The sequence below is a fragment of the Eubacterium sp. LMAG:50 genome, assembly GCF_008680265.1.
In the GTDB taxonomy this organism is placed as follows: domain Bacteria; phylum Bacillota; class Clostridia; order Lachnospirales; family Lachnospiraceae; genus Eubacterium_U; species Eubacterium_U album.
The window spans coordinates 137884-160230 of the sequence record NZ_NALP01000007.1 but is presented as its reverse complement, the minus strand read 5'-3'; the positions used below and the strand labels follow the sequence as shown (position 1 = coordinate 160230).

The 22347-nt window shown below is 32.8% G+C and carries 18 protein-coding genes and 1 other RNA gene; 17 read left to right on the top strand and 2 right to left on the bottom strand.

The genetic code is table 11. The features are described 5' to 3' along the window. The 9 genes from CCC31_RS06105 to rlmB all read left to right on the top strand — a co-directional run bounded on the left by CCC31_RS06105 (position 1) and on the right by rlmB (position 10443). On the top strand, positions 1–441 hold the full coding sequence (locus CCC31_RS06105) for a hypothetical protein (RefSeq protein WP_022088057.1): 441 nt from the start codon (positions 1–3) through the stop codon (positions 439–441). Positions 442–1140: 699 nt separating this feature from the next. Then, positions 1141–1962 carry a hypothetical protein gene (locus CCC31_RS06100; RefSeq protein WP_290850298.1) on the top strand — a complete coding sequence of 274 codons (822 nt, stop codon included), beginning with the start codon at positions 1141–1143 and terminating at the stop codon, positions 1960–1962. An 11-nt stretch (positions 1963–1973) separates the two neighbouring features. After that, positions 1974–2252: a hypothetical protein gene (locus tag CCC31_RS06095; protein WP_022089321.1), complete on the top strand. Its 279-nt coding sequence runs from the start codon at positions 1974–1976 to the stop codon at positions 2250–2252. Positions 2253–2607: 355 nt separating this feature from the next. Continuing rightward, on the top strand, positions 2608–2949 hold the full coding sequence (locus CCC31_RS06090) for a hypothetical protein (protein ID WP_147365031.1): 342 nt from the start codon (positions 2608–2610) through the stop codon (positions 2947–2949). A 204-nt stretch (positions 2950–3153) separates the two neighbouring features. Continuing rightward, on the top strand, positions 3154–3711 hold the full coding sequence (locus tag CCC31_RS06085) for a CDP-alcohol phosphatidyltransferase family protein (protein WP_022089323.1): 558 nt from the start codon (positions 3154–3156) through the stop codon (positions 3709–3711). A 93-nt stretch (positions 3712–3804) separates the two neighbouring features. Next, a complete protein-coding gene (locus CCC31_RS06080) occupies positions 3805–7290 on the top strand; it encodes a DNA polymerase III subunit alpha (RefSeq protein ID WP_290850295.1) in 3486 nt (1161 codons plus the stop codon). Between the two features lie 172 nt (positions 7291–7462). Further along, positions 7463–8845 (top strand): potassium transporter TrkG, encoded by a 1383-nt coding sequence (locus CCC31_RS06075; protein WP_290850293.1) that lies wholly within the window; start codon positions 7463–7465, stop codon positions 8843–8845. Between the two features lie 149 nt (positions 8846–8994). Further along, complete coding sequence (locus CCC31_RS06070; RefSeq protein ID WP_290850291.1) at positions 8995–9648, top strand: TrkA family potassium uptake protein; 654 nt, start codon at positions 8995–8997, stop codon at positions 9646–9648. Between the two features lie 3 nt (positions 9649–9651). Further along, positions 9652–10443: a 23S rRNA (guanosine(2251)-2'-O)-methyltransferase RlmB gene (rlmB, locus tag CCC31_RS06065; RefSeq protein WP_363347816.1), complete on the top strand. Its 792-nt coding sequence runs from the start codon at positions 9652–9654 to the stop codon at positions 10441–10443. Positions 10444–10718: 275 nt separating this feature from the next. Here the strand turns inward: rlmB and CCC31_RS06060 are convergent, their stop codons facing one another. Together CCC31_RS06060 and CCC31_RS06055 are read right to left on the bottom strand one after the other, a co-directional pair. Then, entirely contained in the window at positions 10719–11411 is a 693-nt protein-coding gene (locus CCC31_RS06060; RefSeq protein ID WP_290850289.1) for an adaptor protein MecA, read from the bottom strand. Positions 11412–12022: 611 nt separating this feature from the next. Continuing rightward, complete coding sequence (locus CCC31_RS06055; RefSeq protein ID WP_290850287.1) at positions 12023–14038, bottom strand: leucine-rich repeat domain-containing protein; 2016 nt, start codon at positions 14036–14038, stop codon at positions 12023–12025. Positions 14039–14348: 310 nt separating this feature from the next. Between CCC31_RS06055 and CCC31_RS06050 the strand changes: the two genes are divergently transcribed. The 8 genes from CCC31_RS06050 to recR all read left to right on the top strand — a co-directional run bounded on the left by CCC31_RS06050 (position 14349) and on the right by recR (position 22331). Next, positions 14349–16142, top strand: a complete 1794-nt coding sequence (locus CCC31_RS06050; RefSeq protein WP_290850285.1) for a glycosyl hydrolase family 18 protein — start codon at positions 14349–14351, stop codon at positions 16140–16142. A gap of 53 nt (positions 16143–16195) precedes the next feature. Beyond that, positions 16196–16639, top strand: coding sequence for a hypothetical protein (locus CCC31_RS06045; RefSeq protein WP_022089331.1), 444 nt, complete (start codon positions 16196–16198; stop codon positions 16637–16639). An 11-nt stretch (positions 16640–16650) separates the two neighbouring features. Beyond that, complete coding sequence (tadA, locus tag CCC31_RS06040) at positions 16651–17103, top strand: tRNA adenosine(34) deaminase TadA (protein ID WP_147585389.1); 453 nt, start codon at positions 16651–16653, stop codon at positions 17101–17103. 83 nt (positions 17104–17186) lie between these two features. After that, positions 17187–17447: signal recognition particle sRNA large type (gene ffs, locus CCC31_RS06035), an RNA gene on the top strand. Between the two features lie 199 nt (positions 17448–17646). After that, on the top strand, positions 17647–19647 hold the full coding sequence (locus tag CCC31_RS06030; protein ID WP_178515799.1) for a hypothetical protein: 2001 nt from the start codon (positions 17647–17649) through the stop codon (positions 19645–19647). A 171-nt stretch (positions 19648–19818) separates the two neighbouring features. After that, positions 19819–21381: a DNA polymerase III subunit gamma/tau gene (gene dnaX / locus CCC31_RS06025; protein ID WP_022089334.1), complete on the top strand. Its 1563-nt coding sequence runs from the start codon at positions 19819–19821 to the stop codon at positions 21379–21381. 1 nt (position 21382) lies between these two features. Beyond that, positions 21383–21724: a YbaB/EbfC family nucleoid-associated protein gene (locus tag CCC31_RS06020; RefSeq protein ID WP_022089335.1), complete on the top strand. Its 342-nt coding sequence runs from the start codon at positions 21383–21385 to the stop codon at positions 21722–21724. Positions 21725–21734: 10 nt separating this feature from the next. Beyond that, positions 21735–22331 (top strand): recombination mediator RecR, encoded by a 597-nt coding sequence (gene recR, locus CCC31_RS06015; RefSeq protein WP_022089336.1) that lies wholly within the window; start codon positions 21735–21737, stop codon positions 22329–22331. Positions 22332–22347 lie beyond the last annotated feature (16 nt).

Below are 22347 nucleotides of genomic sequence, written 5' to 3'. Positions count from 1 at the left end.
TTGCTAGATAAGAAATATATTTATCTCCAAGATGAGGGGGATAAGTATTGGATAGAATTAGATGGAGAAAACTATGCTGTTCGACAAATATCTAGGGATACTTGTGGTAGATATCATTTATCATGTTTTGAGGATTGTCTGGCAGAAGGAGTTTTTGAGGAAAAATGTATCGAAAAGATAATATCAAAAAATGAATTTCAAGAATTGTGGTATAGTTGTTTAGCCAGATTTTCGAAACAATGGAAGTCTGTTAAAACAAAATATAAAATTGGTTCAAATGTTCTGGGGAGAGTAGAATATTATTATCCACAAGGAATTATTTTGAAAGGTACCGATTTTACTGCTTTATATAGGGGAAAAAATAACTATAGATTGCATGAAGAAGTAAGTGTAAGAATAGTTAAATATGATGATGACAACATGTGGTTTGTAGTAGAGTAATTTGTTTAAAGGTTGTGATATAGTTATTATTTCACAGCCTTTACTCTATTACGAGCAGTAGAATTACATAAGATTTACTTTTGAAAAGCAGTAATTTTAGTCCAATTATTGCTTCAAAAGGCAGTAAATCACATACAGATTTTTGATGGAAAGATGGTATCGGATTCTTTTGATTTTACTTTCAAGATATTACGAGAATCCATTTTTATTTAGAAATTTAGCTGTTACGTAAGATTTTTTCGTAATTAAGTTTCACTTTATTTAATATGAATTATGACATTCAGAGACAGATAATAGCCTGTTAAATGCAGACAACTAAGAGAATGAAGTGTCAATTTCCAGTAATCTGAAACTATTTGCATCTGAGAATACCAAAATTCTCCAATCTTAATCCACACTTCCTAACATCATATCTCTGTTTTGATTCATTTTGATTTTCTGAATATAAATCAAACTAATATCTCCAGAAACCAGCTCGTCCATCGATAATGCATATTTCCATAGATCCGTGGAATATTACTTTTATCATAGTGTTTGAATTTTGTATATGCTCGATTATCTGAAGCAAGAATTGTAGCTTCAAAAAACAAATAGTTCCGGGAATTTGATAAAAGAGGCAAATGAGGTTCAGTCGTTGACAGACAGAGACACAGTACGGCAATAGGAGGAATATACACATTCACAAAAACAACAGTTAATGTGTGGAATGATTTTAATAATCTAATAGACAGAATACCGGCTCCGGTAAAAGCGGCGGTAGCAATTGCAGGTACAGGTGTGGCAATTGCATCAGGAGTTGCACCGGGAGCAGCAGTCTTAACAATGGCTATGGCAATGGGAGAAGGAGCAGCGGTAAATCTGGCTTTCTATGCAGTGGGCAGTTATGTTACAGGAAAACAGATGACATGGAAGGATGCTATAAAGACAGCCGGAAAAGGAGCGCTAGACGGAGCATTCCTTAACGGAATAGGACAGGGCATTGCAGGCGCAGGAAGGATTCTGGTTAATAATAAGGCAGGAATAAAGAACTTTTATGTAGACGAGACCGGTTCCGTTAAAATAGATGGGGTAAGTGGTGGTAAGAGTAGTACTCCATCTTATGGAGCATATAGTACTAAAATCGATTCCAAGGTTACTGCAGTAGAAAAACAAGAATTGCCGAGTTGGTTAATTGATACCTATAAAGATGGGCAATATCGTACTGTAGTAACTAATGAGGAAATTACTGTATATCGTGCATTTGGATATAATGCGGAAGCTGGTGGTGCATTTGCGACAAGTAATCCTTCTATAAATAGAGTACAAACAAAAGTTGATAGTGCAATACTACTAGAGTGGAAAAATACGCTCAGGTATGAGGCAGAGATTGTTATCTCCAAAGGAACAACTTTGAATATAGGACGTGTAGGAGAGCAATATACTATGAGCGGAGCAAGACTGTCAGGAGGCGCGGATCAAATCTTATTGCCACAAAATTGGGATTTGAATTGGATTAAGAGTATTAGAAATATTAAACCTTAAGGAGCATTTATATGAACACTATATTAGAATTAAAAAAACAAATTGAAAAGGTAATTTTATTGTTAGAACAACGCTTGATAGATGACCCAGATAGGCCCATTTTAAAAACTTTATATGATAGATATGTGAGGGCTGAAGAAATATTAAACAATAATGACGATATTAAAAAAATAATGATTATTGGTGGGTGTAGAGCATATTTGGATGCATTTAGCGATTATATGAATCCATTGCTAATTGAGATGGACAAAGCAGAAAAAATGTTTTCGAATATGAATGTGAAAAAATAAATTGAAAAAACAAAAAAATCAACGGTATTCCATAATCTTAGAAACATTATGAAATAGCGCTGATTTTCTGTTAGTCTTTAATAGTCAGCTAGTTGCATCAATAAGGAAAAAAGAATTGCATGCCTATGCAGAAAACAACTGCCGTGTAAGCGGATTTTTATGCTTGTATGGAATCTGTCGACTGCATTATGACTTTTCTCTGCACATCCGACAAGTAAAGTTGTTTATATTTATCATGGAGTTTATTCTCTTGTCTTGTGGTTTCAAGATAGTTGGCATTATACTTTATGTTATGGTGTATGTTGTTATAAGGCCGTTCATCCAAGCAGCTGGCAGTTATGTTGCAGGGAAGCAGATGACATGGAAGGATGCAATAAAGACATCCAGAAAAGGAGCATTAGATGGAGCGTTTCTTAATGGAATAGGCCATAGTATTGCAGGTGTAAGAAGAATACTTTCTAATAACAAGGCAGGAATAAAGAAGTTTTATGTAGATGAAACCGGTTCTGTTAAAATAGATGGGGTAGGTGGTAGTAAGGCTGATATTACTACAGAAATTGGATATAATGCGGGAGATACTCAGGTAAGAGTAGATGGTGATTGGACTGAAAATGATATGAAACAAGCATTGTTAGGACATCCACCCAGAGGTAGATGCTGGAATATGCAAAAGTATAGTTACTATGTATTCACATGAGGGGGAAACATTACAGGAAATGCAAATAGATTTTTATGAGGCATTATTAAAATTTGGTTTAAAATGTGACGAATAGAAATTGATTAAAATAAAAAGAGCTTGAGATATACCTCAGGCTCTTTTTTGTGTTATAATAACATATACTATGTGCATTTGTTAAATACTTATGGATAAAACCTGAATAATGAAATGGAGATAGATATTATGAAAAAGGACTGGAAGAGAGAATATTTTTCAATCCCAAATTTAATGGGATATTTTAGACTGATTTTAATACCGGTATATTTAATGGTATATATTCACGCAGATGGAATGAAAGATTATGCAATTGCGGCGGGAATTTTATTGCTGTCAGCGCTTACGGATTTCTTTGACGGAAAAGTTGCAAGAAGATTTGACATGATAACTGATTGGGGAAAAATTCTTGATCCTATAGCAGATAAACTTACTCAGGGAATTGTTGTTATAAGTTTGATTTTCAGATACAGATTTATGGCGATTGTGTTGGTTATATTTATAGTCCAGCAATTGGGACAGGGAATTTTAGGACTGATATATATTAAAAAAAGCGGAAAAGTTGAGGGCGCGAAAATGTTTGGAAAAGTAAGCACGGCATTTCTTGACTTTATGGTATTAGTTTTAGTTATATGGATAGATATACCGAAAAATGTTGCATTGGCAATGATGACAGTGTCAGTATTTTTAATGACAAATTCATTGCTTAGATATTTTGATTATTATTACAAAGAGATAAGGAAATAAAATGAATGAAGTTCATTTTCTAAAGATATTTCCGATGACCAGCCAACAATTAAATGGCTAGGCAATAACACATTTTTTATAGGAGATTAACATATGAATTTTGCTCATTTACATGTGCATACAGAGTTTAGTTTGTTAGACGGCTCGAGTAAAATTAAAGAAATTACGGCAAGGGCAAAGGAACTTGGAATGAATAGTCTTGCGATTACTGACCATGGTGTTATGTATGGGGCGATAGACTTTTATCGCGCTGCAAATGCCAATGGAATTAAGCCGATTATCGGATGTGAGGTTTATGTTGCACCGGGTTCAAGATTTACTAAAGAAGCAGGGGAGAGCGAAGACCGTTACTATCATTTGGTTTTGCTTGCCGAAAATAATAAAGGATATAGCAATTTGTCAAAAATCGTATCAAAAGGATTTGTTGACGGATTTTATTATAAACCACGAGTAGATTACGAGGTGTTACAGGAATTTCACGAAGGTATAATATGCCTAAGTGCATGTCTTGCAGGTGAGGTGCAGAGATATCTGGCAAGAGGAATGTACGAAGAAGGAAAAAAAGCAGCGCTTAAATATCAGGATATTTTTGGAAAAGGCAATTATTTTCTTGAAATGCAGGACCATGGAATTCCTGAACAGCGTATGGTTAATCAGCAGCTTATGCGTATGAGTCAGGAGACAGGTATTGAGTTAGTGTGCACAAATGACGTGCATTATACTTATGATACCGATGTAGAAGCGCATGATATTTTGTTGTGTATCCAGACAGGTAAAAAGCAGTCAGATGAAAATCGTATGAGATATGAGGGAGGGCAATATTATTTAAAAAGTCCCGAAGAGATGGCTGAATTATTTAAATTTGCGCCTGAAGCATTAGAAAATACGCAGAAGATTGCAGACAGATGTAATGTTACATTTGAATTTGGTGTTACAAAACTTCCTAATTATGAAGTGCCTGAAGGTTACACTCCGGCAACATATTTGAGAGAATTGTGCAATAATGGATTGCAGAAGAGATATGTCGATACAAAGCTTGATTATGATTGCCCGATGTCTTTAGGACAATTGAAAGAACGCTTAGATTACGAACTTAGCACAATTGAAACCATGGGATACGTGGAATACTTCCTTATCGTATGGGATTTTATAAATTATGCAAAGACAAATGGAATTGCAGTAGGTCCGGGACGAGGTTCGGCAGCAGGAAGTATAGTTTCGTATTGCCTTGAAATTACGGATATTGACCCTATTAGATATAACTTACTTTTTGAAAGATTTTTAAATCCTGAGCGTGTGTCCATGCCCGATATTGATATTGATTTTTGTATCGAAAGAAGGCAGGAAGTTATTGATTATGTAGGAAGAAAATATGGCAAAGACCATGTCGCTCAGATTGTTACATTTGGAACTTTAAAAGCCAGAGGTGTGCTTAGGGATGTAGGTAGGGTACTTGATATGCCATATGCACAGGTGGATGCAATTGCAAAGACAATTCCTAAGGAATTGAACATTACTCTTGATGGAGCTTTGAAGGAAAGTAAAGAGTTTAAGGATTTATATGAGAGTGATGAACAGATTAAATATCTTGTTGATATGTCACGAAGACTTGAAGGGCTTCCACGTCATGCTTCAATGCATGCGGCAGGTGTAGTAATTTGTGCAAAACCTGTTGAAGAGTATGTTCCGCTTTCAAGAGCAAGTGACGGTTCAATTACAACCCAGTATATAATGACAACATTAGAAGAATTGGGACTTTTAAAAATGGACTTTTTAGGATTGAGAAACTTAACTGTAATTCAGAATGCGGTTAGATTTGTTGAAAAAGACCATAATATAAAATTGGATATGCATAGCATAGATTATGATGATAAAAAAGTATTGGCTTCTATAGGAACAGGAAATACAGAAGGAATTTTCCAGTTGGAAAGTGGCGGTATGAAAGGGTTCATGAAGGAATTAAAACCTCAGAATCTTGAAGATATAATAGCCGGAATATCACTATATCGTCCGGGTCCTATGGATTTCATTCCTAAATATCTTGAGGGAAAAAATAATCCGGAAGCAATTACTTACGACTGCCCGCAACTTGAGCATATATTAGAGCCAACTTACGGCTGTATTGTATATCAGGAACAGGTTATGCAGATAGTTAGGGATTTGGCAGGATATACATTAGGACGAAGCGACTTGGTTAGAAGAGCCATGTCAAAGAAAAAAGATTACGTTATGCAGCAGGAAAGACAGAACTTTGTTTATGGAAATAAAGAAGAAAATGTACCGGGCTGCATAGCAAATGGAATAGATGAAAAGACTGCAAATAAAATTTATGATGATATGATTGATTTCGCCAAATATGCTTTCAACAAGTCTCATGCGGCGGCATATGCAGTTGTTGCCTATCAGACAGCATATTTGAAATACTATTATCCGGCAGAATTTATGGCAGCTATGCTTACATCTGTCATGGATAATGCAGAAAAAGTATCTGAATATATTTATTCATGCCGCTCAATGGGAATAAAAATACTTCCTCCGGATATAAATGAAGGAGAAAGCGGATTTTCTGTATCTGAAAATTGCATACGATATGGTTTGACTGCAATTAAAAGTGTAGGAAAAAATATTATTGATGCGATTGTAATGGAAAGAAATGCAGCAGGAAAATATAAATCATTAGAAGATTTTATCTCAAGAACAAGTCCGCTTGGAGTTAATAAGAGAGCTGTTGAAAACTTTATTAAGGCAGGGGCTTTGGATTCACTTGGAGCGACAAGAAAACAAATGATGATGGTTTATGTTCAAATCATGGATTCAGAGGCACAGGAAAGAAAAAACACCATGGCAGGTCAAATGAGTTTATTTGATTTTGTAAGCGAAGAAGATAAAGCAGATTTTGAAATTAAAATGCCTGATGTTGGTGAGTATTCAAGTGACCAGATGCTTGAATTTGAAAAAGAAGTTTTAGGAATCTATGTTAGTGGACATCCTTTACAGAAAGAAGAAGCAAGATGGCGTAAGCATATTACAAATATTTCCACTGATTTTGCTGAAGTAGGAGAAGATGAGGAAAATACAAAAGTCGAAGACAAGGCAAGAGTAACAATAGGTGGAATAATTACCGGAATTACAAAAAAATATACAAGACAGGGGCAGCCTATGGCATTCTTAACATTAGAAGATTTGTTAGGTTCTGTTGAAGTAATTGTATTTCCAAGACAATATGAAAAATATAAAACACTGATTGCTGAGGATAATCAGATATTTGTTAACGGACAGGCAAGCTTAGAAGAAAATGCAGCAGGTAAAGTTATTGCAAATGATATAAAAGTATTTGATGAATATGGTACAAGTCTTTGGATTGCATTTGCAGATAAAGATGATTATACAAATAAGGAAGCAGAGCTGTTTGAATTACTTTCTGAAAATAAGGGAAAAGATAAGGTTATAATATATCTTGTGAAGGAAAAACAGAGTAAAATGTTGCCTGCTATGTATAGAGTAGATTCAAATGATACATTAGTTGAAAAATTAAAGGCTATGTATGGAGAAAAATTTGTGACAAAAGTATTAGAGTAGCATTTGTGACAAAGATATTAGAGTAGCATTTACAACAAAGATATTTTAGTAACATTTGCAACAAAGATATTGTAGTAATAGTTGCAACAAAATTGTAAGGTAACATTTGTGACAAAGAGATTAGAATAACTGATAAATAATAAAATTATCAGTCATATATATGGGAGTAAAAATGAAAGTTGATAAAGCTATAAAAGCTACATTCAATACAAATTTAATAATTCTTAACGGCTTTTTAGTTGCTCTTTTAGTAGGAACTATATTGTTAATGTTGCCCGTTTCCTCTGCAAGTGGAAATGGAACAGATTTTATTACGGCATTGTTTACGGCAACAACATCCCTATGTGTAACAGGGCTTGTAGTTGTGCCTACATATGCATACTGGAGCATATTTGGAAAAGTAATAATACTTATATTAATACAGCTTGGCGGGCTTGGGATTATTAGTTTTACAATTGGATTTCTAATTATAATAGGAAAGAAAATTTCTTTGAAAGAAAGAAAAATGATACAGGAATCGTATAATCTTGATTCGGCACAGGGTGTATTAAAAATATTGAGAAAAATATTTGGAATCACTGTAAAAATAGAAGGAATAGGAGCGATACTTTATTCCATACAGTTTATTCCTGAATATGGAATCGTAAAAGGAATCTGTTACAGCGTATTTCATTCGGTATCTGCGTTTTGTAATGCGGGAATAGATATAATTGGAAATGACAGTCTTGTTAAGTATCATGGAAATGTGCTTGTCAATTTTACAACTGTGATGTTAATCATATGTGGTGGTATTGGATTTATTGTATGGCTTGATATCGGTGGCATAATAAGTGAAATCCGTAACAAAAAATTGAGCCCAAATAAATTTATAGAAAGAATGAAATTGCATACAAAGCTTGTATTGATTACGACAGCCATTTTAGTTGGAGGAGGATTTTTATTTATTCTTTTATTTGAATATAATAATCCGGACACGCTTGGAAATATGACATTTGGAAATAAATGCTTAGCGGCTTTATTTGAAGCGGTAACGCTTAGAACAGCAGGATTTATTACTGTGCCACAGGCAGGATTTAGAGATGGAACATTTATGATAATGTGCGGTTTGATGATTGTTGGCGGTTCCCCTTTTGGAACAGCAGGTGGAATTAAAACAACTACATTGGCACTTATTTTTCTACTAACCTGGTCAACTATAAAAGGTAAGGAGGATATAGAGGTTTGCAGAAGAAGAATAAATAAACAAAATGTCAGAAGTGCAGTAGCAATCGGAACAATAGTACTTAGCATACTTGCAGTAGCAATTATGGCGTTAAGTTTTACGGAAGATGCACCTTTGAAGGTAATTACATTTGAGGCTGTTTCAGCCCTTGGAACAGTTGGACTTAGTATGGATTTTACAGCAAGTCTTACAGCTATAGGAAAACTTATTATAATAGTACTTATGTTCTTTGGAAGAGTAGGACCTATAACTATTGCCATGGCAATGGCAGGCAGAGCAAGAAAAAACAGAAAGATAACGAATTATCCTGAAAAGAGAGTAATGATTGGATGAAATTCAAACAAGTAATGTGATTATATTTTTAAAATGTAATATTCAGTAATAAACGGATAAAATTTAAATGAAATAAAGTATGCAGAAATTATTTTATATTAAAAAATTCTGTATACAGTTTTAAACAAATGAATTAGAAGGAGCATAAAATGAAGGACGTAGCGGTTTTTGGAATTGGAAAATTAGGAAAAACATTTGCAGTAACTTATTCAAAAAAAGGTGGAAAAGTTTTTGCAATTGATAGACGTCAGGAAAGAGTAGATGGAATTGCAGATGATGTGACATATGCCATAAGAGCCGATGTTACAGAGGAAAATGTTGTAGAAAATTTGGGAATCAATAATGTAGATGCGGTAGTAGTTGCCCTTGGAAATAATTTTGAGGCAAGCATAATTGTTACTACAATATGCAAATCTTTAGGGGTTCCATACATTGTTGCTTCAGCGATGGACAAATTACAGGCAGATGTACTGATGAAAATTGGTGCGGATCATGTTATTTTACCGGAAAGTGAAACTGGAAAAAGGCTTGCAAATGGAATGGCAAGTGGAGGGCATTTTCAGGATATTGCTGATTTGTCAGATGAATTTAGCATAATTGAAACTAAGGTTCCAAAAGAATGGATTGGTAAAAGCTTAATAGAATTAAATCCGAGAAAGAAATTTGGATTTAATGTAATAGCAGAGAAGGTAAATGGTGTTTATAAAAATAATATAGATGCGGATAAACCTTTTGGAGATCAGGAATCAATAATTGTAATTGGTGATAATGAGAAATTATTAAAAGTATTTAAAGAGGGCTAAAAAATGATAATTACATCAAATACAAATGAACAGATAAAGAATTTAATTCATTTAAAGGATAAGAGCAAAGCCAGAAAAACTTCAGGAACATTTATTGTAGAAGGAATTAAAATGTTTCAGGAAATACCAAAAGAAGATTTTATTAAGGCTTATGCTTCTGAAAGCTTTTATGAAAAAAGAAAAGAAGAAATATCAGATTATTTTAAGAAAAATAATTTAAAAGAAGATGTTCAACTTGTTAGCGACAGTGTATTCAAAAAAATATCAGATACAGTAACGCCACAGGGAATATTAGCTGTTGTAAGACAAAAAACATATTCTATTGAAGATATAATAAAATCAAGAAATAAAGAAAAAAGCTGTATTGTTGTACTTGATAGAATTCAGGATCCCGGGAATCTCGGAACAATAGTAAGAACAGGCGAAGCTGCCGGAATTACAGGAATAATTATGAGTAGTTCAACTGCAGATATTTATAATCCAAAAGTTATACGTTCTACGATGGGGTCAATTTATAGAGTGCCATTTGCAATAGTAGCTGATTTGCCTAAAGCAGTAGATATATTAAGAGAAGATGGTATAACATGTTTTGCAGCACATTTAAAGGGTGAATTATATAATTCAGGAACACTTACAAAGGATTGTGCTTTATTAATTGGAAACGAAGCAAATGGATTAAGTGATGAAGTAGCAAATAAAGCAGACAAACTAATTAAAATCCCTATGGCAGGAAAAGTAGAATCACTAAATGCGGCAATTGCAACATCAATATTAATGTATGAAGCAACAAGGTAAAAAGGTTCTAAACTTTGGATTTCTCCATGCTTGACAAAGAAACAAAAAAACTCCCACATTTGTATCTTATTCTTGTAAAGTTCTATGATATCAATAAAGAACGCCCGCGCTGCTTGTCGCTCGTAGCAGTTCTAAATATTCAGCACACAGACCGGCTTTGAAACCTAAAGTTTCAGCCGGTCTATGCACCGAATATTTGAACCGACGGCGCCAAATGCGCTTTATTTGATATCATAGAACTCCACAGTTATGAGAACAAATGTAGGAGTCTTATTTTATAAAGCTGATAATTTCTCTACAGCTTTGTCATCAAGTATTTCTTCAAAATGTTCAAGATAAAATAAATCTTTTGCATACGTTGCACTTTCAATTTGACCGTGTTCTGTGATAAATCCTAAAATTTTATTTAATACTGAAGGCTCAGTTGATTCTAAGCATATAGATAAATAATATTTATTGTTATATGGAGATTTATATACAGAACTATCTCCTTTAAAATAAGGCATGATTAACTTTGTTACAGTAATCACATCGCTTAAATTATCATATATTGAAATATTGTAAAGCAAGTCAGAATCACCGGAATTATCCGATACTTCGTCCTTTACAGATGAAACAATGTTGTCTAATTCTTCCGGATTAATATCGTCAAATGGATCAAAAGCATCTTCCTCTTTATTAGAAGAAAATAATTTAGCTAAACTGCTTCCACGCTCATCTCCATCTTCAACTTTTGTAATCAATAAAACGATATTTTCAGGAGAAACCGGAATTGCTTCAACCATAAGAGGTTTGTCGTTTACTTCAAATCCAAAATCCTCATTGGCCTGACGCATCATATCTTGAAAAAGTTCCTTTGTTTTCCCTGCCCCAAAAGCCAATTCACTGAATTTAATATGTCTGTCTTCTAAATCAGCACGGCTTATTGTGCAACGAATCTGCTTATCATTGATTTTTTCAATTTTCATAAAATCACCTCACTAACAGTTTAGATTCGTATAGTTTATTATATCCACTATAAAAAAATATGTAAAGTTTTCATCCATATTTTAATATGTAATATATTGCAAATATGGAAAAGTTTCAATATAAAATAAGGATATTTGACAAAATATTCTTATTTATATTTATATTATACGTCAAAAAAGAACACAATATGTCAAAAAAATGAAAAATATATGATATATATGATAAATAAGATGTTGGGGTAAAAAGCCCCAACTTTGACGCCTGCGGATTGTATTTTTTAACAAATCGTTCTAAATTAATGTTGCGTATTTTATACAATATGTGTATAATGATTGAGAGAAGGAGTATATGTTATAATATGGGTAAGAACACTTCTTTGCAACTATTGGAATGCCGATATGCAACGACTTACTATTAATAAGTTTTATGAAATGTTAATATATATCACAATTATTATTTAAAGTATTAATAGTTTGACCTTTTATAATACGGAGTATACGGAATTTCCCTTAAACAAATAAAAGAGCCGGTTATATATAATAATATTTGTCAGATAATGTATTTGAACAATTATTATAATAACGGGCTCTTAGTTTTTTGCTAATTTATTTTATAGAGAACACATACACCATTTTCCATAAACACGTTTACCTTTAACAATTTTAAAAGGTCTGATTTTTACATATAAATATTGTTTTGACGGATTGTTTGAATCCGTATTAATTTTTCCGTTTAATACAACTTTTGCTGAAGTGTTTTTTCTGCCAACATCCATAGCCTTGTATTTTTTGAAGTTTTTATTTGTAGCATATCTTATCTGATATCCTGATGCTCCGGTAACCTGATTCCAATGGATTGTGCCTGAAAATTTTTTCTTGTTTTTAAACTGACTTAATAAAGAAATATAGGCATTTGTTTTTGCAGATTTAATTCCGGCAGAATAACATATTCTCAAATTATTACAACCATCAAAAGCTGTATCCGAAATAGAAAGTTTGTTACCGTTAATTGTAATATTTTTAAAATCAGAACAATTGCTAAATGCAAAACTTTCAATATTTGTCACGGAATATGGAAGGGTTATATTCTTTAATAAAGTATAAGCAAAAGATGAGTTGCCAATAGTTTTAATACCATGTCCAAAAGACACATTTGTGAGTGGATTATTTTCAAATGCACCTTCACCAATTATTTCAATATTATCGCCTAAAGTTAAATCAGAAATACTATTGCGACTAAACATATGATTTGGAATTGTCTTAAGGTTTAAAGGAAAGTTTATAGTTCCAATAGCGTTATCAGCAAATACATAGTCACCCCATGTAAGAACAGTTTCAGGAAGTGTTATGCTTTTAAAATTACATAATCTAAAAGCACGATTTCCTATATAATATAATTTGTCAGGAAAATTAATTTCCGAAAGATATATGCAACCATTAAAGGCATCATCTCCAATTTTTAAAAGAGTAGATGGAAGTATAACTTTTTTAAAAGAGTATATTGAGTCTGTTACATATGAGTTAAATGCGTTAGGAGCAATTTCTGTTACTCCCTCGGGAATTTCAACAGTCGAAAGTCTGCCGTTATAACCGATAACAACATTGTCGTTTGTAATAAACATACCATTTTCAAATCTCAGTTTATTGCCAAGAGCCAGTGAAAGATGATAAATATCTATGCGGGCTAATGAACTGTAAAGAGTAGAAATGCTTAAGGAATCAAGTGTGTCTGATCCAATTGCAATGTCAGTTACAGAGGTCTGAGAAACAGAGGCCTTAGCAAAATATTTATCTTTTTCTATGGTTGTAACGCTTCCGGGAATCACTAGTTTTGTAAGATTAGTACAGCATGCGTAAGCATCGGAAGACGAATCTGTCTGGGCATAAAGAATAGACTGAAGGTTAAATTCCTGACAACCATCTTCAATAATTAGTTCAGTTCTTTCAGAAGGAACACGAACTATGTTCAAACCATTTTTAGAATAAATTATACCATTTATAGATTTATATGCAGGGTCTTTTTTGTAAACTACAAGATTGTTTGTTTTTACTGTTGAAACTACATCTAACTTAAGAGACGATGAAAACTTAACTGTTTCAATTATAGTATCTCCGCTTATGGAATCGTATGCATCATCCCCCGGGAGTGTCTTAACATTATAATTTCCGGGAACTGATAATTTAGACAATGAATCACAAGAAGAAAATGCACATTGTCCAATAGTGCTAACAGTGTTTGGTACTATAATCTTTTTTATTTTTGTTCCGTAAAAAGCGTAACAATTTATGACTTTCAAAGTGTTTGGAAGCTTAACTTTTTGCAGATTTTTACAATTATAAAATGCGTATTTAGAAACAGATGTAACGCCATTTCTTATAATAACGGTATGTATTTGTCTGTTCTTTTTAAATGTCATTGAGTTAGGCATTTTACCTTTTCCATAAATGGTAATAGTTCCATCCTTTATTTTATATTTGACGGAAGCTATCTGAGTGGAAGAGCTACTTTGATTGATTTTTGCTGCCGCATTTACATTTTTTAAAATTGCACTATTTCCAAAAATAAATATAGAACAAAAAAATGTAAGGATTAATAAAGTTACACCAGATTTAAAAGTTTTTGCCATATAAATCCCTCCTCTCACAGCTTTGAACAGCTGGATAAATTTGAAATTTTTCATACAAATAAATATGTATTTTCCGCTCATACTAATTGATTTAATTATACCAAAATATAGTCTGAAATTAAACAAAAGTTATTAAATCTTAAGATATATAAAGATGAAATTATGTTATATATATGTTATGATGTAGTAGTTAAATATTTGCAAAAAATATGCTAATAAAATGATGTGAATATCAAAAATATGCATAATAAATTGGTAAGCCTATAGTAGTGTTCAATTTAGGAAGATATTCACAGAGGAGGAAGAACAAGTGAGAAAGAGCATAAAGTATATAATGACAATGGCTACAATTTCAGCCATGGCAATGACAATGACAGGATGTTTTGGACCGGAAACAAGTAAAGAATATGTTACTTTGAATGATTATATGATGCTTCATTATACAGATGATGATGGAAATGAGGTTACAGCGACATCTGCAGATGGAAATGAAATGGCAGCAGTTGCCTGTGATAATGAATATGTAAATAAATATGCATTTGAAAAAGATGGCGATACTTATATGGATATAAGTGGCGTGAAAAAATATATTGATGACAGATTTTACTATGACAGTACGGAAAATACAGTTATGTATACTAATGCAACTACAATATATACAAGCCCTGTAGGCAGCAATGAAGTTACAAGCAATACAAAAGAAAATCTTGATTTTACATCATCAGTTATGGATGGTGAGATATGTTATGTAAATTTAAAATATATAAGCAAATACATTGATTTTGATTATAAATATGCAAAAGCAAATGGGGATAAGCCTGCAGTTGTTGTAGTTAATACAAAAAGCCGTGAGGATAAAAATGGCACTGTAAAGAAAAATACTCAGATTAGAACAGATGCAGATTATATGGCTGATATTGTTAGTGACGTAAAGGCTGATACAAAACTCACAATTTTAGATAAAGGTGATGAATGGGATAAAGTTGCTACAGACGATGGAGTTATAGGTTATATTTTAAATAAGAGAGTTAAAGTAGGAAAAACAACAAAAGTTTCATATAAAAATGATTATGATACATATACGCATAATGTTTTAGATAAAAAGATAAGCCTTGCATGGCATCAGGTTATGTATTCATCAAGTAATTCAGGGTTAAGTGACATGATAAAAAACGCTAAAGGTCTTAATGTTATTTCACCAACATGGTTTAGCGTAAGTGATTCAAAGGGAGAAGTGTCATCAATAGGCTCAGCGGATTATGTAAAGAAGGCACATAGTGCTGGACTTGATGTATGGGGACTTGTAAGTGATTTTGAAACAGATGGCAATGGAGATTATTATATAAAAACAGTTGTAAATAATACAAAAGCAAGACAAAAGATGGTTTCTAATATAATGAAATATGCATCATTATATGATTTAGATGGAATTAATGTAGATTTTGAATATATAAATGTTTCTGAGGGAGCCGGATATTTACAGTTCTTGAGAGAATTGTCAATTGAATGCAGAAAGAAAGGTATAGTTTTATCAATAGACAATTATCAGCCGTCTGCATGGACAGAATTTTATGACAGAAATCAGCAGGGAAGATTAGCAGATTATGTTGTTGTAATGAATTATGACGAACATACAACTTCAAGTAATGAGGCAGGATCAGTATCATCATTGACATTTACGGAAGAAGGTTTAAAAAATACAATTGATGAAGTGGGAGATGCTTCAAGAGTAATTAATGGAATGCCATTTTATACAAGAATATGGACGGAAACTCCTGAGGACGAATCAGATGGAAATGGAAAATTAATCGAAGATGCTGCAAATGGTAATTATGTTTTGTCAACAAAGGCTGTTTCAATGGATGCGGCAAAAGAAGCGTATACAGAAGCAGGGGCTACACCTAGTTATAATGAAGAAACAGGACAAAATTATGTTGTTTATGAAAAAGGAAACAGTACATACATGATTTGGCTCGAAGATGAGACTTCAGTAAAGGCAAGACTTGAGTTAATGAACAAGTACGAAATTGCCGGGGCAGGATATTGGAAATTAGGATTAGAGTCAGACGATATATGGAATACGATTTCACAATATTTTAAATAATTACTCATAAAAATTGTTTTGGCTTCATATAATTTTAAAGAAGGAGTGAGGCCATGATTAATACAAAACGAGTTTTTTACATTTATTCTTACAAAAGAGGAGTAAAGGGCAGAAATGTAGGATTTGCCAGAATCAGGGGAAGAGATGATAATTATAAGTTGAATGTATCCATTAAAGTTCCGGTAGAATATGGTGCTGAGAATATGGAAATATGCCTGCTTAAAAGAAATCAGGGATTTGTATCCGGATATAAGGTTGGCACAATGACACCATTTAATGAAATATGTAAATTCAATACCGTGATTAGTTCGAAAAAATTGCGGGAAGCTGAATTTGATATAAATGATATTGATGGAATTTATATATTTGGAACAGAGCAGGATGGATATGCTTTTTTTGCAAAAATGGAGGATGAATTGAATGATCATCCAAAAGAATTATTTGATTATCAGATGGACAAATTTAATAGGAATTCACAACTTGTATATGTAAATTAGGAGCATTGCCAATGAATGAAAAATACATGAAAGAGGCAATTAAGCAGGCAAAAAAAGCTGCTTCAATAGGTGAGGTACCGATAGGTTGCGTAATTGTTTATAAAGATAAAATTATAGGTAGAGGCTATAATAGAAGAATGACAGATAAAAATGCTTTGAGTCATGCAGAATTGAATGCAATAAAAAAAGCAAATAAGGTGTTAGACGACTGGAGACTTGATGACTGTGAAATGTATGTAACAACAGAGCCATGTCAGATGTGTGCGGGTGCAATTGTACAGGCAAGGATTAAAAAAGTTTACATAGGTTGTATGAATCCCAAGGCAGGTTGTGCCGGTTCTATTATGAATTTGTTTAATGTAGATGCTTTCAATCATCAGGTAGAAAGTGAAAATGGAATTCTTGAAGAAGAGTGCAGCATGTTACTTAAGGAGTTTTTTAGAAATCTTAGAAATAAAAAGTAGTTTCATTTAGTATTATTTTACGTTGACAAAGTAAAATAAAATAATGTATACTAAATGTCTGTAATTGAATAAGTTTAAAACTTCCGCGCAGCCGGGGAGATAGCGGTGCCCTGTACCTGCAATCCGCTACAGCAGGGGTGATGCTTTGTGTCGGGTCTATTTTGTAGAGCTGCCCTTTATAAGTGATGTTGACGCTTGGGTCTTGTGCAACGGAAATTTGTGAATCGTGTCAGGTCAGGAATGGAGCAGCACTAAGCAAAACCTTTCGTGTGACGCGAGGGTGCCTGAGCTGAGTTAACTGTAGAGGTAACGTCTATGAGATTTTCACAAAACAAAGCGCGCGGATTAAAATAAAAAGAACTATGACTTTATAAGTTATAGTTCTTTTTTTGCCGAAAAAAAGATTCACATATATAAGGTGGTTTGCTATAATGAAGCAATGTATTTAATATGACGATTAGGTATAAATGCATAATATAAAAGATACTAAAATAGAAATGCAAATGAGTAAAAGTATAATTAAAAAATAAAGCGTGGTAAAAAATGAAAGATATGGTTGGTAATAAATTTATGAAACTAAAAAATGAACTTCATATTGGGAAGAATGACATAATAGCTATGGGGTTAATGCTATTGGCATTATTAATACTTATGCAGTATAGAACATATAGACCGTTTTTAGATGAATCAGACAATTTTTTAGGAGGAAAAATATTAAGCCGTGGCGGGGTTATATATAAAGATTATATATCCCAACATATGCCGGGGATGTATTACATTGTTGGAATTATTGTAAAGTTAGGCTTTACGGAAATTCAGGAAATACGTACATGCTTTTATTTATTAATATTTTTGTCGTGGATAGTTATGTATTTTAGATACAAAAATATATTTTCATTGTGGATAATTCCAACTTTTGTATTTATGTATTTGTCTATGTTTAGTATTTCTAAAGGACATACATTGTTGGCTGAGCAGATAGAAATTATCGCGTTTATGGTGATTATGTGTGAATTGTTCTTATTTTTTAAAACAAAAAAATTAAAACTAAGTTCAACAATTTTTATTTCAATTAGCACATGGTTAGCAATTGTCTGTGCTATGACTGCGGTATGGACAATATTTTTTATGGCACTTATATTTATCATAATTTATATTGAACAATTAAAAAGTAGTGAAAATAAAAAAAATATAATGAATGAGATTATAAGAACCAGTGTGATAATAGCAATTCCTTTTATAATATGGATGGTTTATTTATTAAAAACTAATTCAGTAGAAGAATGGTTCTACCAGGCATATAAATTTAATCAGGAAGTGTACGGAAAATATGTTAATTTCTCAGGAATATTTAAAACTGTTATTGCTCCGTTTTTTGGATATGGAAGTATGATTTGGAAGGCAATACAACAATTAACAGTATCGCTTTATTCAAGTGTAATAATTTTGGTGTATGTAGTAGTTAATATTCTTTTTTGCATAGAAATGAGTCGAAAAGGGAAAATATATGGAATACTTATGTTTGTTACCATTATAGCAATGGGAAATAGAAGTTTTGGTATATGGTCATCAGATGAAAATATGCATGCAACACCGTATTTGGCAATGACGGGATTTATGTTAGCGTATTTATTATTTGAAGTTTGGAATGTTCGAAAAGTGACAATAATAATGCTAACATTTCTTATGGTTGTACCGATTACATCAGCTCTTAATGAAGTGAGCGAATATAATAACAATATTAAATATGTAGAAACTTCTGATACGGCAAAATATATAAATGCATTAACTAAAAAGAATGAAAAGATATTTTTGGTCGGTTTTAATGAATATAATGATTACAATGCATATAATAGAATGCCGGCAACAAGGTTAGTACATATTCATCCGTGGTTTATGGAAGAGTTCCAACAGGATGTAATTAATGATTTGGAAAAAAATAAAACAAGAGTAATTGTTAACGCTGAGGATATGGATATATGGGGATATAAATATGTAGATTATGCCGCATCTTTGAGAAATTACATATTACAGAATTATACTCAGATTGGAAAAAGTGAAGCAAATGTATGGGTGCGAAATGATTATTACGAAAAGGCTCTTGAAAAACTGAATTATGACAATAATATGATAGTGCCAAATAATGAAGAATTAAAAGGTATTACATCAATAAATGGAAAGAGTGTGTCGGAATGTTTTGTACCTAAGATGAAAAAATTGGTTAAAATTTCAACGTATATAACAATAAACGGGGATATAAGAGATGGATATTATATGGTGGATTTATATTCTCAAAAGGATAAAAAATGTATTTATAGTAGTGTAGTTCCGATTAGCGGAATAGTTGATGGATGGCAAATGTTTGACTTAGATGATGTTAAAGTGACTCCGGGGAATAAATATGAAGTAAGAATTTCAGTAGCAGGCGTGTCTGAAACATGTAATGTTAATATAGGAGTTATAAAAAATAATGTATCATTAAAAACAAAAATTAACAACAAATTGATTAATCAGGATTTAGCCTTAAGAGTTTATGGAAAATAGAATGAAAAATAGTCCCAAATATTGGATATATTCTAATATTTGGGATTTATTTTTGTTCCAAAATATTATATAATGAATCCAAAGGTATGCCCATTTATAGGAATGAAAACATTTTTATAAATACTAAGCATATTTTTTAGATTTAAAATAGACACAGGAAGGAGCGGGCTAATGTCATATACAGCTTTATATAGAAAGTTTAGACCGGCAACGTTTGACGAGGTAAAGGGACAAGATCATATTGTTAAAACTTTACAGAACCAGATTGAAGCCAATAGAATAGGCCATGCATATCTTTTTTGTGGAACACGGGGAACAGGTAAGACAAGTATTGCAAAGATATTTGCGAAAGCAGTTAATTGTGAACATCCGGTAAATGGAAGCCCATGTAATGAATGTGCATCATGCAAAGCTATTGCAGCAGGAAGTTCAATGAATGTAGTTGAAATCGATGCGGCTTCTAATAATGGTGTTGATAATATCAGACAAATTAGAGAAGAAATTCAGTACTCACCAGCGGATGGAAAATATAAGGTTTATATTATTGATGAAGTACATATGCTGTCTATAGGAGCGTTTAATGCGTTATTAAAGACATTAGAAGAACCACCGGCATATGTTATTTTTGTGCTTGCAACTACCGAACCACATAAGATTCCTATAACAATTCTTTCAAGATGTCAGCGATATGATTTTAAGAGAATCACTATAGATACGATAGCAGACAGACTTTCAGAATTGATGGAGAAGGAACAGGTTACAGTTGAAGATAAGGCAATCAGATATGTTGCAAAGGCAGCAGATGGTTCTATGAGAGATGCGTTAAGTCTTTTGGATCAGTGTATTGCTTTTTATTTAGGACAAACACTTACCTATGATAATGTACTTGAAGTGTTAGGTGCTGTAGACACAGAAGTGTTCAGCAAACTTATCAGAGGCATTATAAATGGAGATGTTGTTGGTAGTCTGCATATATTGGATGATATGATAATGCAGGGAAGAGAACTTGGACAGTTTGTAAATGATTTTATCTGGTATATGAGAAATTTATTATTAGTTCAGACATCAGATAATGTTGAGGATGTAATTGACGCATCCGCAGACAGAATCCAGGCATTAAAAGAAGAAGCACAGATGGTTGAGACCGAAGTTCTTATGAGATACATAAGAGTTTTTTCGGATTTGTCAAATCAGATAAAATATTCTTCACAGAAAAGAGTTTTAATAGAAATAGCTCTTATAAAGCTTAATAAACCGGCAATGGATACGGATGTAAGTTCCTTATTAAACAGAATGGCTTTAATTGAAAATAAATTAGAAAATGGTGTTGTTGCAGTAAGCCCTACAACAACGCAAAGTGCCACACCGGAGAGGCAGTCACAACCTAAAAAGAAATTTGATAAGGCGATACCAAAGGATGTGCAGGAAGTTGCTGATAATTGGGGAATGGTACAAAAACATTTGCCAACACACTTTAGAGCATATTTTAAAGACGCAAGATTTAGTGTGAAAGGTGACAACATATTACTTGTTGTATTTAAACATGGTGCAGTAGGTTATAATCAGTGTAATAAGCCGGAAGTCATAGAAATGCTAAATACAATTATTAGCGAACAGATAAAGAAAGAAGTTACAGTTGAAGTACAAATGCTTGAAGATAATCAGAATTTTGCAGATGTATATCAGGAAGTAATCTCAAGAATAAACATGGATATTGAAGAGGAGGATTTTTAACATGGCAAGACGTGGAGGATTTCCAGGTGGCGGAATGCCACAGAATATGAACAATTTAATGAAGCAGGCTCAGAAGATGCAGAAGCAGATGGAAGAAGCTCAGGCAAATCTTGAAAGCCAGGAATTTACAACTACAGCCGGAGGCGGTGCAGTTGAAGTGACAATTACAGGTAAGAAAGAAATTACAAAAGTAAAAATTGATGAAGAAGTTGTAGACCCTGATGACATTGAAATGTTAGAAGATTTAATTATGGCTGCAGTAAATGAGGCAATCAGAACTGTAGAAGAAAATACAACACAGCAGATGTCTAAAATAACAGGCGGTCTTGGCGGATTATTTTAAGGAGTAGACATTGGATTATTACAGTGGATATATATCAAAGTTGATTGAGGAACTTTCCATACTTCCGGGAATTGGCGCTAAGACAGCGTCAAGACTTGCATTTTATATATTAGATATGCCACAGGAACAGGTGGAAGAGTTATCCCAATCAATTATTGATGCTAAGAAAAATGTAAAATATTGTAAAAAGTGTTTTACTTTGACAGATCAGGACATTTGTCCTATTTGCGCAAGTAAAGACAGAGACCATAAAACAATTATGGTTGTAGAAAACACAAAAGATATGGCAGCCTATGAAAAAGTAGGAGAATATAAAGGGGTATACCATGTATTACATGGTGCCATAAATCCTTTAATGGGAATTGGACAGAATGATATAAAACTTAAAGAATTATTTGAAAGATTAAAAGATGATGTAGATGAAGTTATAATTGCTACAAATTCCAGCGTTGAAGGTGAAGCAACGGCGATGTACATAAGCAAAGTCGTTAAACCTTTAGGGATAAAGATAAGTCGAATCGCCAGTGGAGTACCGGTAGGTGGAGATTTAGAATGTATTGATAACGTTACGTTACTGAGAGCGTTACAGGGAAGAGTGCAGATTTAGATTAAGTCATAATTCG